This window comes from Escherichia sp. WS338, from assembly GCF_046486405.1.
Lineage (GTDB): Bacteria > Pseudomonadota > Gammaproteobacteria > Enterobacterales > Enterobacteriaceae > Escherichia > Escherichia coli.
Window position 1 is genome coordinate 22234 of sequence record NZ_JBJQLL010000007.1, and the last position, 19272, is coordinate 41505.

19 protein-coding genes and 1 other annotated feature are annotated in these 19272 nt (G+C 51.9%); of the genes, 14 read left to right on the forward strand and 5 right to left on the reverse strand.

Annotated features, from left to right (window positions below):
• Positions 1-24 precede the first annotated feature (24 nt).
• Positions 25-1692, reverse strand: coding sequence for an energy-dependent translational throttle protein EttA (gene ettA / locus ACJHWT_RS08205; protein ID WP_000046743.1), 1668 nt, complete (start codon positions 1690-1692; stop codon positions 25-27).
• A gap of 335 nt (positions 1693-2027) precedes the next feature.
• On the opposite strand from ettA, the gene sltY reads away from it, so the two are divergent.
• Positions 2028-3965 carry a murein transglycosylase gene (sltY, locus tag ACJHWT_RS08210; RefSeq protein WP_000409451.1) on the forward strand — a complete coding sequence of 646 codons (1938 nt, stop codon included), beginning with the start codon at positions 2028-2030 and terminating at the stop codon, positions 3963-3965.
• A gap of 89 nt (positions 3966-4054) precedes the next feature.
• Positions 4055-4381, forward strand: coding sequence for a trp operon repressor (gene trpR / locus ACJHWT_RS08215; protein ID WP_000068678.1), 327 nt, complete (start codon positions 4055-4057; stop codon positions 4379-4381).
• On the opposite strand, the gene yjjX is transcribed toward trpR, so the two are convergent.
• A complete protein-coding gene (yjjX, locus tag ACJHWT_RS08220) occupies positions 4375-4890 on the reverse strand; it encodes an inosine/xanthosine triphosphatase (RefSeq protein ID WP_001545810.1) in 516 nt (171 codons plus the stop codon). The two genes, trpR and yjjX, sit on opposite strands and share 7 nt — an antisense overlap.
• A gap of 51 nt (positions 4891-4941) precedes the next feature.
• Here yjjX and gpmB point away from each other — a divergent pair, with 51 nt between their 5' ends.
• Positions 4942-5589: a 2,3-diphosphoglycerate-dependent phosphoglycerate mutase GpmB gene (gene gpmB / locus ACJHWT_RS08225; RefSeq protein ID WP_000942350.1), complete on the forward strand. Its 648-nt coding sequence runs from the start codon at positions 4942-4944 to the stop codon at positions 5587-5589.
• On the opposite strand, the gene robA is transcribed toward gpmB, so the two are convergent.
• Positions 5586-6455, reverse strand: a complete 870-nt coding sequence (gene robA, locus ACJHWT_RS08230) for an MDR efflux pump AcrAB transcriptional activator RobA (RefSeq protein WP_000371666.1) — start codon at positions 6453-6455, stop codon at positions 5586-5588. The genes gpmB and robA overlap by 4 nt on opposite strands.
• Positions 6456-6665: 210 nt before the next feature.
• Between robA and creA the strand changes: the two genes are divergently transcribed.
• The 4 genes from creA to creD are packed head-to-tail and all read left to right on the forward strand — an operon-like array spanning position 6666 to position 10675.
• Entirely contained in the window at positions 6666-7139 is a 474-nt protein-coding gene (creA, locus tag ACJHWT_RS08235) for a protein CreA (RefSeq protein ID WP_054494966.1), read from the forward strand.
• Positions 7140-7151: 12 nt separating this feature from the next.
• Positions 7152-7841: a two-component system response regulator CreB gene (gene creB / locus ACJHWT_RS08240; RefSeq protein WP_001188671.1), complete on the forward strand. Its 690-nt coding sequence runs from the start codon at positions 7152-7154 to the stop codon at positions 7839-7841.
• A complete protein-coding gene (creC, locus tag ACJHWT_RS08245) occupies positions 7841-9265 on the forward strand; it encodes a two-component system sensor histidine kinase CreC (RefSeq protein ID WP_001219593.1) in 1425 nt (474 codons plus the stop codon). The genes creB and creC overlap by 1 nt, the downstream gene beginning before the upstream one ends.
• Before the next feature lie 57 nt (positions 9266-9322).
• On the forward strand, positions 9323-10675 hold the full coding sequence (gene creD, locus ACJHWT_RS08250; RefSeq protein WP_065203302.1) for a cell envelope integrity protein CreD: 1353 nt from the start codon (positions 9323-9325) through the stop codon (positions 10673-10675).
• A gap of 58 nt (positions 10676-10733) precedes the next feature.
• Here the strand turns inward: creD and arcA are convergent, their stop codons facing one another.
• Positions 10734-11450 carry a two-component system response regulator ArcA gene (gene arcA, locus ACJHWT_RS08255; RefSeq protein ID WP_001194358.1) on the reverse strand — a complete coding sequence of 239 codons (717 nt, stop codon included), beginning with the start codon at positions 11448-11450 and terminating at the stop codon, positions 10734-10736.
• A gap of 95 nt (positions 11451-11545) precedes the next feature.
• Here arcA and yjjY point away from each other — a divergent pair, with 95 nt between their 5' ends.
• The 7 genes from yjjY (at position 11546) to ACJHWT_RS08290 (ending at position 18325) form a co-directional block, all read left to right on the forward strand.
• The gene (gene yjjY, locus ACJHWT_RS08260) at positions 11546-11686 is read left to right on the forward strand and encodes a protein YjjY (protein ID WP_001303782.1); all 141 of its coding nucleotides are present in this window, start codon (positions 11546-11548) and stop codon (positions 11684-11686) included.
• A gap of 399 nt (positions 11687-12085) precedes the next feature.
• Positions 12086-12772, forward strand: coding sequence for a tRNA/rRNA methyltransferase (locus ACJHWT_RS08265; protein ID WP_001223138.1), 687 nt, complete (start codon positions 12086-12088; stop codon positions 12770-12772).
• A gap of 213 nt (positions 12773-12985) precedes the next feature.
• The gene (gene thrL, locus ACJHWT_RS08270) at positions 12986-13051 is read left to right on the forward strand and encodes a thr operon leader peptide (RefSeq protein ID WP_001386572.1); all 66 of its coding nucleotides are present in this window, start codon (positions 12986-12988) and stop codon (positions 13049-13051) included.
• Positions 12987-13106: a sequence feature (Thr leader region), on the forward strand. (Overlaps the previous gene by 65 nt.)
• Before the next feature lie 25 nt (positions 13107-13131).
• Positions 13132-15594 carry a bifunctional aspartate kinase/homoserine dehydrogenase I gene (thrA, locus tag ACJHWT_RS08275; RefSeq protein ID WP_001317609.1) on the forward strand — a complete coding sequence of 821 codons (2463 nt, stop codon included), beginning with the start codon at positions 13132-13134 and terminating at the stop codon, positions 15592-15594.
• Position 15595: 1 nt separating this feature from the next.
• A complete protein-coding gene (gene thrB, locus ACJHWT_RS08280) occupies positions 15596-16528 on the forward strand; it encodes a homoserine kinase (protein WP_000241660.1) in 933 nt (310 codons plus the stop codon).
• Positions 16529-17815 carry a threonine synthase gene (gene thrC / locus ACJHWT_RS08285; protein WP_000781063.1) on the forward strand — a complete coding sequence of 429 codons (1287 nt, stop codon included), beginning with the start codon at positions 16529-16531 and terminating at the stop codon, positions 17813-17815.
• A 213-nt stretch (positions 17816-18028) separates the two neighbouring features.
• Entirely contained in the window at positions 18029-18325 is a 297-nt protein-coding gene (locus ACJHWT_RS08290) for a DUF2502 domain-containing protein (RefSeq protein WP_000738723.1), read from the forward strand.
• 152 nt (positions 18326-18477) lie between these two features.
• On the opposite strand, the gene yaaA is transcribed toward ACJHWT_RS08290, so the two are convergent.
• Positions 18478-19254: a peroxide stress protein YaaA gene (gene yaaA, locus ACJHWT_RS08295; RefSeq protein WP_000906178.1), complete on the reverse strand. Its 777-nt coding sequence runs from the start codon at positions 19252-19254 to the stop codon at positions 18478-18480.
• Between the last annotated feature and the right edge of the window lie 18 nt (positions 19255-19272).

The following is a 19272-nucleotide window of genomic DNA, read 5'->3' on the forward strand; positions in this document are numbered from 1 at the left end:
GCGCCGCATCCGGCATTTTACGCATTACTTCGCAATACGCTTGTACTTGATACGCTTCGGCTCCAGCGCGTCTGCGCCCAGCGTGCGTTTCTTGTACTCTTCGTACTCGGTAAAGTTACCTTCGAAGAACTCAACTTTACCTTCATCCTGGTAGTCCAGGATGTGCGTGGCGATACGGTCGAGGAACCAACGGTCGTGCGAGATAACCATCGCGCAGCCCGGGAACTCCAGCAGGGCGTTTTCCAGCGCACGCAGGGTTTCGATATCCAGGTCGTTGGTCGGTTCGTCGAGCAGCAGCATGTTGCCGCCAACTTGCAGCAGCTTCGCCAGATGCAGACGACCGCGCTCACCGCCGGAGAGTTCACCAACGCGTTTACCCTGATCAACCCCTTTAAAGTTAAAGCGGCCAACGTAGGCACGGCTTGGCATCTCGGTGTTGCCGATCTTCATGATATCCAGCCCGCCGGAAACTTCTTCCCAAACGGTTTTGCTGTTATCCATTGAGTCACGGAACTGATCAACCGATGCCAGTTTCACCGTTTCACCTAAAGTGATGGTGCCGCTGTCCGGCTGTTCCTGACCGGAGATCATACGGAACAGGGTCGATTTACCCGCACCGTTCGGACCGATGATCCCGACGATCGCTCCTTTCGGGATCGAGAAGCTCAGGTCATCAATCAGCAGACGATCGCCATAGGATTTACGCAGGTTGTTGACTTCCAGCACTTTATCGCCAAGACGCGGTCCCGGTGGAATAAACAGTTCGTTGGTTTCGTTACGTTTCTGATATTCGGTGCTGTTCAGCTCTTCAAAACGCGCCAGACGTGCTTTACCTTTCGACTGACGGCCTTTAGTCCCCTGACGTACCCACTCCAGCTCTTTCTCAATCGACTTACGACGCGCAGCTTCTTGTGAAGCTTCCTGCGCCAGACGTTGATCTTTCTGCTCCAGCCAGGAGGAGTAGTTACCTTCCCACGGAATACCTTCACCACGGTCCAGTTCGAGGATCCAGCCCGCCACGTTATCGAGGAAGTAACGGTCGTGGGTAATCGCCACAACGGTGCCTTCGAAGTCGTGCAGGAAGCGTTCCAGCCACGCCACGGATTCGGCATCCAGGTGGTTCGTCGGTTCGTCGAGCAGCAGCATGTCTGGTTTTTCCAGCAGCAGGCGGCACAACGCCACGCGACGACGCTCACCACCGGAGAGGTTAGCGATTTTCGCGTCCCAGTCCGGCAGACGCAGCGCATCCGCCGCACGCTCCAGCTGAACGTTCAGGTTGTGACCGTCGTGAGCCTGAATGATCTCTTCCAGACGGCCTTGTTCAGCGGCCAGCTTGTCAAAATCGGCATCCGGATCGGCGTACAGCGCATACACTTCATCTAGGCGTTTCAGGGCGTTAACCACTTCAGAAACCGCTTCTTCAATGGACTCACGCACGGTGTGTTCCGGGTTCAGCTGCGGTTCCTGCGGCAGATAACCAATCTTGATATCCGGTTGCGGACGCGCTTCGCCTTCGATGTCTTTATCAATGCCCGCCATAATGCGCAGCAGGGTGGACTTACCCGCGCCGTTCAGACCCAGGACACCAATTTTTGCCCCAGGGAAGAAACTCAGAGAGATGTTTTTCAAAATATGACGTTTCGGCGGAACAACTTTGCCGACACGATGCATGGTATAAACGAATTGAGCCACGTTGGACTTCGCCTCTATGTTTATCGTGATGATGAGTTTTCAAAGGCGAAGTGTAGCCTGTTTCCTTATCTAATCCCAGCCGGTCGATCACCCTCGCAGTATACTCGTCATACTTCAAGTTGCATGTGCTGCGCTTACGCTCGCTCACCCCAGTCACTTACTTCTGTAAGCTCCTGGGGACTCACTCACTTATCGCCTTCCTGCAACTCGAATTATTTAGAGTATAAAAGTAAAAAAGTGTCCGTAACGTGGCGTAAACGGCAATGACTGGTTAGCATAAATCTATTACGCGGCATGACGCTGCATTGATGTATTTACACTTAGAGGATGCGCTTGTGGAAAAAGCCAAACAAGTTACCTGGCGGCTGTTGGCTGCCGGTGTCTGTCTGCTGACGGTCAGCAGCGTGGCGCGAGCCGACTCACTGGATGAGCAGCGTAGCCGCTACGCCCAAATCAAGCAGGCCTGGGATAATCGACAAATGGATGTGGTCGAACAAATGATGCCTGGACTGAAGGATTATCCGCTTTATCCCTACCTGGAATACCGCCAGATCACCGATGACCTGATGAATCAACCGGCGGTGACGGTGACTAACTTTGTTCGCGCTAACCCCACGCTTCCTCCCGCTCGCACGCTGCAATCTCGTTTCGTCAATGAACTGGCGCGGCGTGAAGACTGGCGTGGCTTGTTAGCCTTTAGTCCGGAAAAGCCCGGAACTACCGAAGCGCAATGTAATTACTACTATGCGAAATGGAACACCGGGCAGAGTGAAGAAGCCTGGCAAGGGGCGAAAGAGCTGTGGCTAACCGGCAAGAGCCAGCCTAACGCCTGTGACAAGTTATTTAGCGTCTGGCGTGCGTCAGGTAAACAAGATCCGCTGGCGTATTTAGAGCGTATCCGTCTGGCGATGAAAGCGGGTAACACTGGACTCGTAACAGTGCTGGCAGGGCAGATGCCTGCCGATTACCAGACTATCGCCTCGGCAATCATTTCACTGGCGAACAACCCTAATACGGTACTGACCTTCGCGCGTACAACCGGAGCGACCGATTTTACCCGTCAAATGGCGGCGGTGGCGTTTGCCAGTGTGGCGCGGCAGGATGCTGAAAATGCACGGCTGATGATCCCGTCGCTTGCCCAGGCGCAGCAGCTTAATGAAGATCAGATTCAGGAGCTGCGCGATATCGTCGCCTGGCGTTTGATGGGCAATGATGTCACCGATGAGCAGGCGAAATGGCGCGATGACGCCATTATGCGTTCGCAATCTACTTCGCTTATTGAACGGCGCGTGCGAATGGCGCTTGGCACCGGCGATCGTCGCGGCCTGAATACCTGGCTGGCGCGTTTGCCGATGGAGGCGAAAGAGAAAGATGAATGGCGTTACTGGCAGGCGGATTTACTGCTGGAACGCGGACGTGAAGCTGAAGCAAAAGAGATTTTGCATCAACTCATGCAACAGCGTGGTTTCTACCCGATGGTTGCAGCACAACGCATCGGTGAAGAGTATGAGCTGAAGATTGATAAAGCGCCGCAGAATGTTGACAGCGCCCTGACTCAGGGGCCGGAGATGGCGCGCGTGCGCGAGTTGATGTACTGGAATCTCGATAATACCGCGCGTAGCGAGTGGGCCAATCTGGTGAAGAGCAAGTCAAAAACAGAGCAGGCGCAACTGGCTCGGTATGCTTTCAATAACCAATGGTGGGATCTTAGCGTTCAGGCAACGATCGCCGGGAAGCTTTGGGATCATCTGGAAGAGAGGTTCCCGCTGGCCTACAACGATCTTTTCAAACGTTACACCAGTGGGAAGGAGATCCCGCAAAGCTATGCGATGGCGATTGCCCGTCAGGAGAGCGCCTGGAATCCGAAAGTGAAATCACCGGTAGGGGCCAGCGGCCTGATGCAGATTATGCCGGGCACGGCGACCCATACGGTGAAGATGTTCTCTATTCCTGGTTATAGCAGCCCTGGGCAATTGCTGGATCCGGAAACGAACATCAACATTGGCACCAGTTACCTGCAATATGTTTATCAGCAGTTTGGCAATAACCGTATTTTCTCCTCAGCAGCTTATAACGCCGGACCTGGACGGGTGCGAACCTGGCTTGGCAACAGCGCCGGGCGTATCGACGCTGTGGCATTTGTCGAGAGTATTCCGTTCTCCGAGACGCGCGGTTATGTGAAGAACGTGCTGGCTTATGACGCTTACTACCGCTATTTCATGGGGGATAAACCGACGTTGATGAGCGCCACGGAATGGGGACGTCGTTACTGATCCGCACGTTTATGATATGCTATCGTACTCTTTAGCGAGTACAACCGGGGGAGGCATTTTGCTTCCCCCGCTAACAATGGCGACATATTATGGCCCAACAATCACCCTATTCAGCAGCGATGGCAGAACAGCGTCACCAGGAGTGGTTACGTTTTGTCGACCTGCTTAAGAATGCCTACCAAAACGATCTCCATTTACCGTTGTTAAACCTGATGCTGACGCCAGATGAGCGCGAAGCGTTGGGGACTCGCGTGCGTATTGTCGAAGAGCTGTTGCGCGGCGAAATGAGCCAGCGTGAGTTAAAAAATGAACTCGGCGCGGGCATCGCGACGATTACGCGTGGATCTAACAGCCTGAAAGCCGCGCCCGTGGAGCTGCGCCAGTGGCTGGAAGAGGTGTTGCTGAAAGATCACTGATACACCGCATTATGAAACGGACTCAGCGCCAGGATCACCGCCTGGTGATAGACGCTGGCGCGGGTAAGTTTCCCGGCGGTAAACACGCCGATCGCCCCTTCCTTACGACCAATCTCATCAATACCGGTATAACGTGACATCACGGGACCGAGCGCCTCGCCTTCACGCACTTTTTCCAGAATCACCGCAGGTAACGGCAAAGTTGCCGAACGCGCCTCGCCGCGCTGGCTGGCGTTTTCAATCACCACCCAACTGAAGGTGCTGTCGCCATCAATGCCTGCTTCAATCGCCACCCAAAAATCAGCCTCTGGATGTAAACGGCGGGCATTTGCTACCCGATTTCGTGCGCCAGCGCGCGTTTCCTCACTGCCAAAGGGTTGTTCCGGTACACCGCTCTCGACGGCAACGGATGCAATATGGCAGGATCCTTCGCCGAAGATCTCGTGAAATGCCTGCAGAATGGCCTGAATTTTAGCGGGATTGGTGGTCGCACAGACAACTTGGTGCATAATCAGCATTACTCAGAAAATTAACGTTACAGCAGTATACGGAAAAAAAGCATGTTACAGGTATACCTAGTCCGCCACGGTGAAACGCAGTGGAACGCCGAGCGACGTATTCAGGGCCAGTCTGACAGCCCGCTGACCGCCAAAGGTGAGCAACAGGCGATGCAGGTGGCAACCCGTGCCAAAGAGCTTGGCATTACGCATATCATCAGTAGCGATTTAGGACGGACCCGGCGCACGGCGGAAATCATCGCCCAGGCCTGCGGCTGTGACATCATCTTTGATTCTCGCCTGCGTGAATTAAATATGGGTGTACTGGAAACAAGAAATATCGATTCACTCACCGAAGAAGAAGAGAACTGGCGTCGGCAGCTGGTCAATGGCACCGTTGACGGGCGTATTCCTGAAGGCGAGTCAATGCAGGAGCTCAGCGATCGCGTCAATGCGGCACTGGAATCTTGCCGGGACTTACCGCAGGGAAGCCGACCGCTGCTGGTGAGCCATGGTATTGCACTGGGATGTCTGGTGAGTACGATTCTCGGATTACCAGCATGGGCAGAGCGCCGCTTACGTCTGCGTAACTGTTCTATTTCGCGCGTGGATTATCAGGAAAGCCTGTGGCTGGCGTCTGGCTGGGTCGTTGAAACCGCAGGGGACATCTCGCATCTGGACGCCCCTGCATTAGATGAGCTGCAGCGTTAACGACGGATCGGAATCAGTAGTTCACAGCGCAGATTAATTGGGCGATCTCCCGCTTTGGCATCTTCTGCCGGGTAGTATCGCTCAATATCCTGACCTTTACGGCGCGTCAGGTTGAGCATTGGCATGCACGTCCCGTATACCGTCAGGATAAACTCCTGCACGCCGGTTCCCAGACCTTCATAGGTAAACATCACATATTCGCCGCCCTGCAGCATCACCGGATGCCCCGTCAGTACATAGCCATCTGCCTGATCCTGGGCTAACGCGGTGGTATAGAATACTTCTTGTTCGTCGTCTTTATCCTGACTCGGACGCGTTTCATTCAGGCCGTAGAGCACCGGCGGAATGGTCGGCGCGTTGCCGAGAAAATCGTGCCAGAACTGATAACGCATTTCATGGCGGAAATCAGAGATTTGCTCCAGCGAACAGGAGTAGCTCTGGGTAACACCAATCAGCGGCGTATCTTCCAGGGTGACAAATTTGTGCTCTGGCATAGTGAATTCACCCAGACGTAGCGGCGGGCGAATACCAAAGGCGCTCCATTCAGGAGAACGGCGGTAAAGTGCAGGAGTCTGGGCAAACTGCTTCTTGAATGCGCGGGTAAATGTCTGTTGAGAGTCGAAGCGGTATTGCAGCGCGATGTCCAGAATCGGACGCGCAGTCAGGCGTAGTGCGACCGCCGATTTCGACAAACGACGAGCACGAATATACGCGCCAATAGCATGGCCAGTGACATCTTTAAACATTCTCTGTAAGTGCCACTTGGAATAACCTGCTTTCGCCGCTACATTGTCGAGCGACAGGGGCTGATCCAGATGACCTTCCAGCCAGATTAAAAGGTCGCGAATAATGCCGGCCTGATCCATAAAATATCCTCATCCTTTCAACAACGAGCACCTGACATCAGGTAATTGGATAATAGCATTTTTTGCTGTTTTAGCATTCAGTGTTTTTTTCTTAGTAGAGTATGTTTTAGGACTTGACGGAAATAAAAGTATTGAGATTTTGTTCTTAATCAATATGTTATTTACCGTGACGAACTAATTGCTCGTGTAATAGATAAAAATGGTAACAATATGAAATACAAGCATTTGATCCTGTTTTTAAGCCTGATAATGCTGGGGCCATTGGCTCATGCAGAAGAGATTGGTTCGGTCGACACCGTATTTAAAATGATCGGCCCGGATCACAAAATTGTTGTGGAAGCCTTTGATGATCCCGATGTGAAAAATGTCACCTGTTATGTGAGCCGGGCGAAAACCGGTGGTATTAAAGGGGGATTGGGTCTGGCGGAAGATACCTCCGATGCGGCCATTTCTTGTCAGCAAGTCGGGCCGATTGAACTGTCGGATCGTATTAAAAACGGCAAAGCTCAGGGCGAGGTAGTATTCAAAAAACGCACGTCCCTGGTCTTTAAGTCGTTACAGGTCGTGCGCTTTTATGACGCCAAACGCAACGCGCTCGCTTATCTGGCTTACTCCGACAAAGTTGTAGAAGGTTCGCCGAAAAACGCGATTAGCGCGGTTCCTGTCATGCCGTGGCGGCAATAACAGAGGCGATTTATGCAACGGGAAACGGTCTGGTTAGTGGAAGATGAGCAAGGGATAGCCGACACGCTGGTCTACATGTTGCAGCAGGAAGGTTTTGCCGTCGAGGTCTTTGAGCGAGGCTTGCCGGTGCTGGATAAAGCTCGTCAGCAGGTTCCCGATGTCATGATTCTCGACGTTGGTTTGCCTGATATCAGTGGCTTTGAATTGTGCCGCCAGTTACTGGCGCTCCATCCGGCGTTACCTGTACTGTTCCTGACGGCCCGAAGTGAAGAGGTCGATCGCCTGCTTGGGCTGGAAATTGGCGCTGACGACTATGTGGCTAAACCGTTTTCACCCCGCGAAGTGTGCGCCAGGGTGCGCACCTTACTGCGTCGGGTGAAGAAGTTCTCGACGCCGTCTCCCGTCATCCGTATTGGACATTTTGAATTGAATGAACCCGCGGCGCAGATCAGCTGGTTTGACACGCCATTAGCGCTGACGCGGTATGAGTTTTTATTGTTGAAGACGTTACTCAAGTCACCGGGCCGCGTCTGGTCCCGCCAGCAACTGATGGATAGCGTATGGGAAGATGCGCAGGACACCTACGATCGCACCGTCGATACCCACATTAAAACGCTGCGTGCCAAGCTGCGCGCCATCAACCCCGATCTTTCACCGATTAATACTCATCGCGGCATGGGATATAGCCTGAGGGGCCTGTAATGCGTATCGGCATGCGGTTGTTGCTGGGCTATTTTTTACTGGTGGCGGTGGCAGCCTGGTTCGTACTGGCCATTTTTGTCAAAGAAGTTAAACCGGGCGTGCGAAGAGCAACGGAGGGGACGTTGATCGACACCGCAACGTTGCTGGCGGAGCTGGCGCGTCCCGATTTGCTCTCTGGGGACCCAACGCATGGGCAACTGGCGCAGGCGTTTAATCAGCTACAACATCGCCCGTTTCGCGCCAATATCGGTGGCATTAACAAAGTGCGCAATGAATATCATGTCTATATGACCGATGCGCAGGGCAAAGTATTGTTCGATTCGGCAAATAAAGCCGTTGGACAGGATTATTCGCGCTGGAATGACGTCTGGCTAACGTTGCGTGGTCAGTATGGTGCGCGCAGCACGTTGCAAAATCCTGCCGATCCCGAAAGTTCTGTGATGTATGTTGCCGCGCCGATTATGGACGGCTCGCGGCTTATTGGCGTTTTGAGCGTAGGCAAACCGAACGCGGCGATGGCTCCGGTCATTAAGCGCAGCGAGCGGCGAATTTTATGGGCCAGCGCCATTTTGTTGGGGATTGCACTGGTGATTGGCGCAGGCATGGTTTGGTGGATCAACCGCTCCATTGCCCGGCTCACTCGCTATGCTGATTCCGTCACTGACAATAAGCCCGTTCCTCTTCCTGAACTCGGCAGTAGCGAGCTGCGTAAGCTTGCGCAGGCGCTGGAAAGTATGCGCGTGAAGCTGGAGGGGAAAAACTATATTGAGCAATATATTTATGCGTTAACTCATGAGCTAAAAAGCCCACTGGCGGCGATTCGTGGCGCGGCGGAAATTTTACGCGAAGGTCCGCCGCCGGAAGTGGTGGCTCGTTTTACTGACAACATTCTGACGCAAAATGCGCGTATGCAGGCATTGGTAGAAACGTTACTACGCCAGGCAAGACTGGAGAATCGTCAGGAAGTCGTTCTGACTGCTGTTGATGTGGCGGCATTATTCCGCCGCGTCAGCGAAGCGCGCACCGTGCAGTTGGCAGAAAAAAAAATCACTCTGCATGTTACGCCCACCGAGGTTAACGTTGCTGCTGAACCGGCGTTACTGGAGCAGGCGCTGGGAAATTTACTGGATAACGCCATCGATTTTACTCCCGAGAGCGGTCGCATAACGCTAAGCGCCGAAGTGGATCAGGAATACGTCACCCTTAAGGTGCTGGATACCGGTAGTGGTATTCCTGACTACGCGCTGTCACGTATTTTTGAACGCTTTTACTCTTTGCCGCGTGCAAATGGGCAAAAAAGCAGCGGTCTGGGGTTGGCGTTTGTCAGTGAGGTCGCCCGTTTGTTTAACGGCGAAGTCACGCTGCGCAACGTGCAGGAAGGTGGCGTGCTGGCCTCGCTTCGACTTCACCGTCACTTCACATAGCTTCAAATTCTTCCCACATAGTCTTCGTATCCTGCTGCCATTGCAAAGGAGAAGACTATGTTGAAATCCCCCCTGTTCTGGAAAATGACTAGCCTGTTTGGTGCAGTATTGCTGTTGTTGATTCCGATAATGCTGATTCGGCAGGTGATTGTCGAACGTGCTGATTACCGTAGCGATGTGGAAGATGCGATTCGCCAAAGTACCAGCGGGCCGCAAAAACTCGTTGGGCCGCTCATCGCTATTCCTGTGACCGAGCTTTATACGGTGCAGGAAGAGGATAAAACCGTGGAGCGGAAACGAAGTTTTATCCATTTTTGGTTACCTGAGTCATTGATGGTTGATGGCAATCAGAACGTGGAAGAACGCAAGATAGGGATTTATACCGGTCAGGTCTGGCACAGTGATTTAACGCTAAAAGCCGATTTCGATGTTTCGCGTCTTAGCGAACTCAACGCGCCAAATATCACCTTAGGCAAGCCATTTATTGTGATTAGCGTCGGGGATGCGCGTGGTATTGGTGTGGTGAAAGCGCCTGAAGTTAACGGAACGGCGCTGACCATTGAACCCGGCACCGGGTTAGAGCAAGGCGGGCAGGGCGTGCATATCCCTTTACCCGAAGGGGACTGGCAGAAGCAGAACCTGAAGCTGAATATGGCACTGAATTTAAGCGGTACCGGCGATCTTTCTGTGGTGCCTGGCGGGCGTAATAGCGAAATGACCTTAACCAGCAACTGGCCGCATCCCAGTTTTTTAGGTGATTTTCTACCAGCCAAACGGGAAGTTAGTGAGTCAGGTTTTCAGGCGCAATGGCAAAGCAGCTGGTTTGCTAATAATCTCGGTGAGCGTTTTGCTTCAGGCAATGATACCGGCTGGGAAAACTTCCCGGCGTTTAGCGTCGCAGTAACGACGCCAGCCGATCAATACCAATTAACTGACCGGGCGACTAAGTACGCCATTCTGCTGATTGCACTGACTTTTATGGCGTTCTTTGTTTTTGAAACGCTCACCGCGCAACGTTTACACCCAATGCAATATTTGCTGGTGGGGCTTTCATTGGTGATGTTTTATTTGCTCTTGCTGGCGCTTTCTGAACATACCGGTTTTACCGTGGCATGGATAATCGCCAGTCTGATTGGGGCGATAATGAACGGTATTTATTTGCAGGCGGTATTGAAAGGTTGGTGCAACAGCATGTTGTTTACCCTCGCGCTGTTGTTGCTGGATGGTGTGATGTGGGGACTGCTCAACTCTGCCGATAGCGCGCTGTTGTTGGGAACCAGTGTGCTGGTGGTGGCGCTGGCTGGCATGATGTTTGTGACCCGTAATATCGACTGGTATGCGTTTTCACTGCCGAAAATGAAAGCCAGTAAAGACGTTACAATGGACGATGAATTACGTATCTGGAAATAAGGTTGAAAAATAAAAACGGCGCTAAAAAGCGCCGTTTTTTTGACGGTGGTAAAGCCGATTAATCTTCCAGATCACCGCAGAAGCGATAACCTTCACCGTGAATGGTGGCGATGATTTCCGGCGTATCCGGCGTAGATTCGAAATGTTTACGAATACGGCGGATCGTCACGTCTACAGTACGGTCGTGCGGTTTCAGCTCACGGCCGGTCATTTTCTTCAGCAGTTCAGCACGGGACTGAATTTTGCCTGGGTTTTCACAGAAGTGAAGCATGGCGCGGAACTCGCTGCGCGGCAGCTTGTACTGCTCGCCATCAGGGCCGATCAACGAACGGCTGTTGATGTCCAGTTCCCAACCATTGAACTTGTAGCTTTCAACGCTACGACGTTCTTCGCTGACAGTACCTAGATTCATGGTACGGGACAGCAGGTTGCGTGCACGAATCGTCAGTTCACGCGGGTTGAACGGTTTGGTGATGTAGTCATCTGCACCGATTTCGAGGCCGAGAATTTTATCGACTTCGTTGTCACGGCCAGTCAGGAACATCAACGCAACATTCGCCTGCTCGCGCAGTTCACGCGCTAACAGAAGACCGTTCTTACCCGGCAGATTGATATCCATGATCACCAGGTTGATGTCATATTCAGAGAGGATCTGATGCATTTCCGCGCCATCTGTCGCTTCGAAAACATCATAGCCTTCCGCTTCGAAAATACTTTTCAACGTGTTGCGTGTTACCAACTCGTCTTCAACGATAAGAATGTGCGGGGTCTGCATGTTTGCTACCTAAATTGCCAACTAAATCGAAACAGGAAGTACAAAAGTCCCTGACCTGCCTGATGCATGCTGCAAATTAACATGATCGGCGTAACATGACTAAAGTACGTAATTGCGTTCTTGATGCACTTTCCATCAACGTCAACAACATCATTAGCTTGGTCGTGGGTACTTTCCCTCAGGACCCGACAGTGTCAAAAACGGCTGTCATCCTAACCATTTTAACAGCAACATAACAGGCTAAGAGGGGCCGGACACCCAATAAAACTACGCTTCGTTGACATATATCAAGTTCAATTGTAGCACGTTAACAGTTTGATGAAATCATCGTATCTAAATGCTAGCTTTCGTCACATTATTTTAATAATCCAACTAGTTGCATCATACAACTAATAAACGTGGTGAATCCAATTGTGGAGATTTATTTTTTATAAAATTATCCTAAGTAAACAGAAGGATATATAGCATTTTTTAACAATTCAACCGTTAGTACAGTCAGGAAATAGTTTAGCCTTTTTTAAGCTAAGTAAAGGGCTTTTTCTGCGACTTACGTTAAGAGTTTGTAAATTTGCACCGCGTAATAAGTTGACAGTGATCACCCGGTTCGCGGTTATTTGATCAAGAAGAGTGGCAATATGCGTATAACGATTATTCTGGTCGCACCCGCCAGAGCAGAAAATATTGGGGCAGCGGCGCGGGCAATGAAAACGATGGGTTTTAGCGAACTGCGGATTGTTGATAGTCAGGCACACCTGGAGCCAGCCGCCCGTTGGGTCGCACATGGATCTGGTGATATTATTGATAATATTAAAGTTTTCAAGACACTAGCTGAATCGTTACACGATGTCGATTTCACTGTTGCCACCACTGCGCGCAGTCGGGCGAAATATCATTACTACGCTACGCCAGTAGAACTGGTGCCGCTGTTAGAGGAAAAATCTTCATGGATGAGCCATGCCGCTCTGGTGTTTGGTCGCGAAGATTCCGGGCTGACTAACGAAGAGTTAGCGTTGGCTGACGTTCTTACTGGTGTGCCGATGGTGGCGGATTATCCTTCGCTCAATCTGGGGCAGGCGGTGATGGTCTATTGCTATCAATTAGCAACATTAATACAACAACCGGCGAAAAGTGACACAACGGCAGACCAACATCAACTGCAAGCTTTACGCGAACGAGCCATGGTATTGCTGACGACTCTGGCAGTGGCAGATGACATAAAACTGGTCGACTGGTTACAACAACGCCTGGGGCTTTTAGAGCAACGAGACACGGCAATGTTGCACCGTTTGCTGCATGATATTGAAAAAAATATCACCAAATAAAAAACGCCTTAGTAAGTATTTTTCAGCTTTTCATTCTGACTGCAACGGGCAATATGTCTCTGTGTGGATTAAAAAAAGAGTGTCTGATAGCAGCTTCTGAACTGGTTACCTGCCGTGAGTAAATTAAAATTTTATTGACTTAGGTCACTAAATACTTTAACCAATATAGGCATAGCGCACAGACAGATAAAAATTACAGAGTACACAACATCCATGAAACGCATTAGCACCACCATTACCACCACCATCACCATTACCACAGGTAACGGTGCGGGCTGACGCGTACAGGAAACACAGAAAAAAGCCCGCACCTGACAGTGCGGGCTTTTTTTTCGACCAAAGGTAACGAGGTAACAACCATGCGAGTGTTGAAGTTCGGCGGTACATCAGTGGCAAATGCAGAACGTTTTCTGCGGGTTGCCGATATTCTGGAAAGCAATGCCAGGCAGGGGCAGGTGGCCACCGTCCTCTCTGCCCCCGCCAAAATCACCAACCACCTGGTGGCGATGATTGAAAAAACCATTAGCGGCCAGGATGCTTTACCCAATATCAGCGATGCCGAACGTATTTTTGCCGAACTTTTGACGGGACTCGCCGCCGCCCAGCCGGGGTTCCCGCTGGCGCAATTGAAAACTTTCGTCGATCAGGAATTTGCCCAAATAAAACATGTCCTGCATGGCATTAGTTTGTTGGGGCAGTGCCCGGATAGCATCAACGCTGCGCTGATTTGCCGTGGCGAGAAAATGTCGATCGCCATTATGGCCGGCGTATTAGAAGCGCGCGGTCACAACGTTACCGTTATCGATCCGGTCGAAAAACTGCTGGCAGTGGGGCATTACCTCGAATCTACCGTCGATATTGCTGAGTCCACCCGCCGTATTGCGGCAAGTCGTATTCCGGCTGATCACATGGTGCTGATGGCAGGTTTCACCGCCGGTAATGAAAAAGGCGAACTGGTGGTGCTTGGACGCAACGGTTCCGACTACTCTGCTGCGGTGCTGGCTGCCTGTTTACGCGCCGATTGTTGCGAGATTTGGACGGACGTTGACGGGGTCTATACCTGCGACCCGCGTCAGGTGCCCGATGCGAGGTTGTTGAAGTCGATGTCCTACCAGGAAGCGATGGAGCTTTCCTACTTCGGCGCTAAAGTTCTTCACCCCCGCACCATTACCCCCATCGCCCAGTTCCAGATCCCTTGCCTGATTAAAAATACCGGAAATCCTCAAGCACCAGGTACGCTCATTGGTGCCAGCCGTGATGAAGACGAATTACCGGTCAAGGGCATTTCCAATCTGAATAATATGGCAATGTTCAGTGTTTCCGGCCCGGGGATGAAAGGAATGGTCGGCATGGCGGCGCGCGTCTTTGCAGCGATGTCACGCGCCCGTATTTCCGTGGTGCTGATTACGCAATCATCTTCCGAATACAGCATCAGTTTCTGCGTTCCACAAAGCGACTGTGTGCGAGCTGAACGGGCAATGCAGGAAGAGTTCTACCTGGAACTGAAAGAAGGCTTACTGGAGCCGCTGGCGGTGACGGAACGGCTGGCCATTATCTCGGTGGTAGGTGATGGTATGCGCACCTTGCGTGGGATCTCGGCGAAATTCTTTGCCGCGCTGGCCCGCGCCAATATCAACATTGTCGCCATTGCTCAGGGATCTTCTGAACGCTCAATCTCTGTCGTGGTAAATAACGATGATGCGACCACTGGCGTGCGCGTTACTCATCAGATGCTGTTCAATACCGATCAGGTTATCGAAGTGTTTGTGATTGGCGTCGGTGGCGTTGGCGGTGCGCTGCTGGAGCAACTGAAGCGTCAGCAAAGCTGGCTGAAGAATAAACATATCGACTTACGTGTCTGCGGTGTTGCCAACTCGAAGGCTCTGCTCACCAATGTACATGGCCTTAATCTGGAAAACTGGCAGGAAGAACTGGCGCAAGCCAAAGAGCCGTTTAATCTCGGGCGCTTAATTCGCCTCGTGAAAGAATATCATCTGCTGAACCCGGTCATTGTTGACTGCACCTCCAGCCAGGCAGTGGCGGATCAATATGCCGACTTCCTGCGCGAAGGTTTCCACGTTGTTACGCCGAACAAAAAGGCCAACACCTCGTCGATGGATTACTACCATTTGTTGCGTCATGCGGCGGAAAAATCGCGGCGTAAATTCCTCTATGACACTAACGTTGGGGCTGGATTACCGGTTATTGAGAACCTGCAAAATCTGCTCAATGCAGGTGATGAATTGATGAAGTTCTCCGGCATTCTTTCAGGTTCGCTTTCTTATATCTTCGGCAAGTTAGACGAAGGCATGAGTTTCTCCGAGGCGACCACGCTGGCGCGGGAAATGGGTTATACCGAACCGGACCCGCGAGATGATCTTTCTGGTATGGATGTGGCGCGTAAACTATTGATTCTCGCTCGTGAAACGGGACGTGAACTGGAGCTGGCGGATATTGAAATTGAACCTGTGCTGCCCACTGAGTTTAACGCCGAGGGTGATGTTGCCGCTTTTATGGCGAATCTGTCACAGCTCGACGATCTCTTTGCCGCGCGCGTGGCGAAGGCCCGTGATGAAGGAAAAGTTTTGCGCTATGTTGGCAATATTGATGAAGATGGCGTCTGCCGCGTGAAGATTGCCGAAGTGGATGGTAATGATCCGCTGTTCAAAGTGAAAAATGGCGAAAACGCTCTGGCCTTCTATAGCCACTATTATCAGCCGCTGCCGTTGGTGCTGCGCGGATATGGTGCGGGCAATGACGTTACAGCTGCTGGTGTCTTTGCCGATCTGCTACGTACCCTCTCATGGAAGTTAGGAGTCTGACATGGTTAAAGTTTATGCCCCGGCTTCCAGTGCCAATATGAGCGTCGGGTTTGATGTGCTCGGGGCGGCGGTGACACCCGTTGATGGTGCATTGCTCGGAGATGTAGTCACGGTTGAGGCGGCAGAGACATTCAGTCTCAATAACCTCGGACGCTTTGCCGATAAGCTGCCGTCAGAACCTCGGGAAAATATCGTTTATCAGTGCTGGGAGCGTTTTTGCCAGGAACTGGGTAAGCAAATTCCAGTGGCGATGACCCTGGAAAAGAATATGCCGATCGGTTCGGGCTTAGGCTCCAGTGCCTGTTCGGTGGTCGCGGCGCTGATGGCGATGAATGAACACTGCGGCAAGCCGCTTAATGACACTCGTTTGCTGGCTTTGATGGGCGAGCTGGAAGGCCGTATCTCCGGCAGCATTCATTACGACAACGTGGCACCGTGTTTTCTCGGTGGTATGCAGTTGATGATCGAAGAAAACGACATCATCAGCCAGCAAGTGCCAGGGTTTGATGAGTGGCTGTGGGTGCTGGCGTATCCGGGGATTAAAGTCTCGACGGCAGAAGCCCGGGCTATTTTACCAGCGCAGTATCGCCGCCAGGATTGCATTGCGCACGGGCGACATCTGGCAGGCTTTATTCACGCCTGCTATTCCCGTCAGCCTGAGCTTGCCGCGAAGCTGATGAAAGATGTTATCGCTGAACCCTACCGTGAACGGTTACTGCCAGGCTTCCGGCAGGCGCGGCAGGCGGTCGCGGAAATCGGCGCGGTAGCGAGCGGTATCTCCGGCTCCGGCCCGACTTTGTTCGCTCTGTGTGACAAGCCGGATACCGCCCAGCGCGTTGCCGACTGGTTGGGTAAGAACTACCTGCAAAATCAGGAAGGTTTTGTTCATATTTGCCGGCTGGATACGGCGGGCGCACGAGTACTGGAAAACTAAATGAAACTCTACAATCTGAAAGATCACAATGAGCAGGTCAGCTTTGCGCAAGCCGTAACCCAGGGGTTGGGCAAAAATCAGGGGCTGTTTTTCCCGCACGACCTGCCGGAATTCAGCCTGACTGAAATTGATGAGATGCTGAAGCTGGATTTTGTCACCCGCAGTGCGAAGATCCTCTCGGCGTTTATTGGTGATGAAATCCCGCAGGAAATCCTGGAAGAGCGCGTACGCGCGGCGTTTGCCTTCCCGGCTCCGGTCGCCAATGTTGAAAGCGATGTCGGTTGTCTGGAGTTGTTTCACGGGCCAACGCTGGCATTTAAAGATTTCGGCGGTCGCTTTATGGCACAAATGCTGACCCATATTGCGGGCGATAAGCCAGTGACCATTCTGACCGCGACCTCCGGTGATACCGGAGCGGCAGTGGCTCATGCTTTCTACGGTTTGCCGAATGTGAAAGTGGTTATCCTCTATCCACGAGGCAAAATCAGTCCACTGCAAGAAAAACTGTTCTGTACATTGGGCGGCAATATTGAAACTGTTGCCATCGACGGCGATTTCGATGCCTGTCAGGCGCTGGTGAAGCAGGCGTTTGATGATGAAGAACTGAAAGTGGCGCTGGGGCTAAACTCAGCTAACTCGATTAACATCAGCCGTTTGCTGGCGCAGATTTGCTACTACTTTGAAGCTGTTGCGCAGCTGCCGCAGGAAGCGCGCAACCAGCTGGTTGTCTCGGTGCCAAGCGGAAACTTCGGCGATTTGACGGCGGGTCTGCTGGCGAAGTCACTCGGTCTGCCGGTGAAACGTTTTATTGCTGCGACCAACGTGAACGATACCGTGCCACGTTTCCTGCACGACGGTCAGTGGTCACCCAAAGCGACTCAGGCGACGTTATCCAATGCGATGGATGTTAGCCAGCCAAACAACTGGCCGCGTGTGGAAGAGTTGTTCCGCCGCAAAATCTGGCAACTGAAAGAGCTGGGGTATGCAGCCGTGGATGATGAAACCACGCAACAGACAATGCGTGAGTTAAAAGAACTGGGCTATACCTCGGAGCCGCACGCTGCCGTAGCTTATCGTGCGCTGCGTGACCAGTTGAATCCAGGCGAATATGGCTTGTTCCTCGGCACCGCGCATCCGGCGAAATTTAAAGAGAGCGTGGAAGCGATTCTCGGTGAAACGTTGGATCTGCCAAAAGAGCTGGCAGAACGTGCTGATTTACCCTTGCTTTCGCATAACCTGCCCGCCGATTTTGCTGCGTTGCGTAAATTGATGATGAATCATCAGTAACGTCTATTCATTATCTCAATCAGGCCGGGTTTGCTTTTATGCAGCCCGGCTTTTTTATGAAGAAAATATGGAGAAAAACGACAGGGAAAAAGGAGAAATTCTCAATAAATGCGGTAACTTAGAGATTAGGATTGCGGAGAATAACAACTGCCGTTCTCATCGCGTAATCTCCGGATATCGACCCATAACGGGCAATGATAAAAGGAGTAACCTGTGAAAAAGATGCAATCTATCGTACTCGCACTTTCCCTAGTTCTGGTCGCTCCCATGGCAGCGCAGGCTGCGGAAATTACGCTAGTCCCGTCAGTAAAATTACAGATAGGCGATCGTGATAATCGTGGCTATTACTGGGATGGCGGTCACTGGCGCGACCACGGCTGGTGGAAACAACATTATGAATGGCGAGGCAATCGCTGGCACCCACACGGACCGCCGCCACCGCCGCGCCACCATAAGAAAGCTCCTCATGATCATCACGGCGGTCATGGTCCAGGCAAACATCACCGCTAAATGACAAATGCCGGGTAACAATCCGGCATTCAGCGCCTGATGCGACGCTGGCGCGTCTTATCAGGCCTACGTTAATTCTGCAATATATTGAATCTGCATGCTTTTGTAGGCCGGATAAGGCGTTCACGCCGCATCCGGCATTGGCTACAAACTTAACGCTGCTCGTAGCGTTTAAACACCAGTTCGCCGTTGCTGGAGGAAGCTTCATCAAAGAAGTAACCTTCGCTATTAAAACCAGTCAGTTGCTCTGGTTTGGTCAGCCGATTTTCAATAATGAAACGACTCATCAGACCGCGTGCTTTCTTAGCGTAGAAGCTGATGATCTTAAATTTGCCGTTCTTCTCATCGAGGAACACCGGCTTGATAATCTCGGCATTCAATTTCTTCGGCTTCACCGATTTAAAATACTCATCTGACGCCAGATTAATCACCACATTATCGCCTTGTGCTGCGAGCGCCTCGTTCAGCTTGTTGGTGATGATATCTCCCCAGAATTGATACAGATCTTTCCCTCGGGCATTCTCAAGACGGATCCCCATTTCCAGACGATAAGGCTGCATTAAATCGAGCGGGCGCAGTACGCCATACAAGCCGGAAAGCATTCGCAAATGCTGTTGGGCAAAATCGAAATCGTCTTCGCTGAAGGTTTCGGCCTGCAAGCCAGTATAGACATCACCTTTAAATGCCAGAATCGCTTGTCGGGCATTCTCTGGCGTGAAATCTGGCTGCCAGTCATGAAAGCGAGCGGCGTTGATACCCGCCAGTTTGTCGCTGATGCGCATCAGCGTGCTAATCTGCGGAGGCGTCAGTTTCCGCGCTTCATGGATCAACTGCTGGGAATTGTCTAACAGCTCCGGCAGCGTATAGCGCGTGGTGGGCAACGGGCTTTGGTAATCGAGCGTTTTCGCAGGTGAAATAAGAATCAGCATATCCAGTCCTTGCAGGAA

What these genes read in the sequence shown, in the direction of transcription:
- trpR (WP_000068678.1), top strand. Translation starts at nt 4,055, where the DNA reads ATGGCCCAACAATCACCCTATTCAGCAGCGATGGCAGAACAGCGTCAC.
- yjjX (WP_001545810.1), bottom strand. Translation starts at nt 4,890, where the DNA reads ATGCACCAAGTTGTCTGTGCGACCACCAATCCCGCTAAAATTCAGGCC.
- gpmB (WP_000942350.1), top strand. Translation starts at nt 4,942, where the DNA reads ATGTTACAGGTATACCTAGTCCGCCACGGTGAAACGCAGTGGAACGCC.
- robA (WP_000371666.1), bottom strand. Translation starts at nt 6,455, where the DNA reads ATGGATCAGGCCGGCATTATTCGCGACCTTTTAATCTGGCTGGAAGGT.
- creA (WP_054494966.1), top strand. Translation starts at nt 6,666, where the DNA reads ATGAAATACAAGCATTTGATCCTGTTTTTAAGCCTGATAATGCTGGGG.
- creB (WP_001188671.1), top strand. Translation starts at nt 7,152, where the DNA reads ATGCAACGGGAAACGGTCTGGTTAGTGGAAGATGAGCAAGGGATAGCC.
- creC (WP_001219593.1), top strand. Translation starts at nt 7,841, where the DNA reads ATGCGTATCGGCATGCGGTTGTTGCTGGGCTATTTTTTACTGGTGGCG.
- creD (WP_065203302.1), top strand. Translation starts at nt 9,323, where the DNA reads ATGTTGAAATCCCCCCTGTTCTGGAAAATGACTAGCCTGTTTGGTGCA.
- arcA (WP_001194358.1), bottom strand. Translation starts at nt 11,450, where the DNA reads ATGCAGACCCCGCACATTCTTATCGTTGAAGACGAGTTGGTAACACGC.
- yjjY (WP_001303782.1), top strand. Translation starts at nt 11,546, where the DNA reads ATGACTAAAGTACGTAATTGCGTTCTTGATGCACTTTCCATCAACGTC.
- ACJHWT_RS08265 (WP_001223138.1), top strand. Translation starts at nt 12,086, where the DNA reads ATGCGTATAACGATTATTCTGGTCGCACCCGCCAGAGCAGAAAATATT.
- thrA (WP_001317609.1), top strand. Translation starts at nt 13,132, where the DNA reads ATGCGAGTGTTGAAGTTCGGCGGTACATCAGTGGCAAATGCAGAACGT.
- thrB (WP_000241660.1), top strand. Translation starts at nt 15,596, where the DNA reads ATGGTTAAAGTTTATGCCCCGGCTTCCAGTGCCAATATGAGCGTCGGG.
- thrC (WP_000781063.1), top strand. Translation starts at nt 16,529, where the DNA reads ATGAAACTCTACAATCTGAAAGATCACAATGAGCAGGTCAGCTTTGCG.
- yaaA (WP_000906178.1), bottom strand. Translation starts at nt 19,254, where the DNA reads ATGCTGATTCTTATTTCACCTGCGAAAACGCTCGATTACCAAAGCCCG.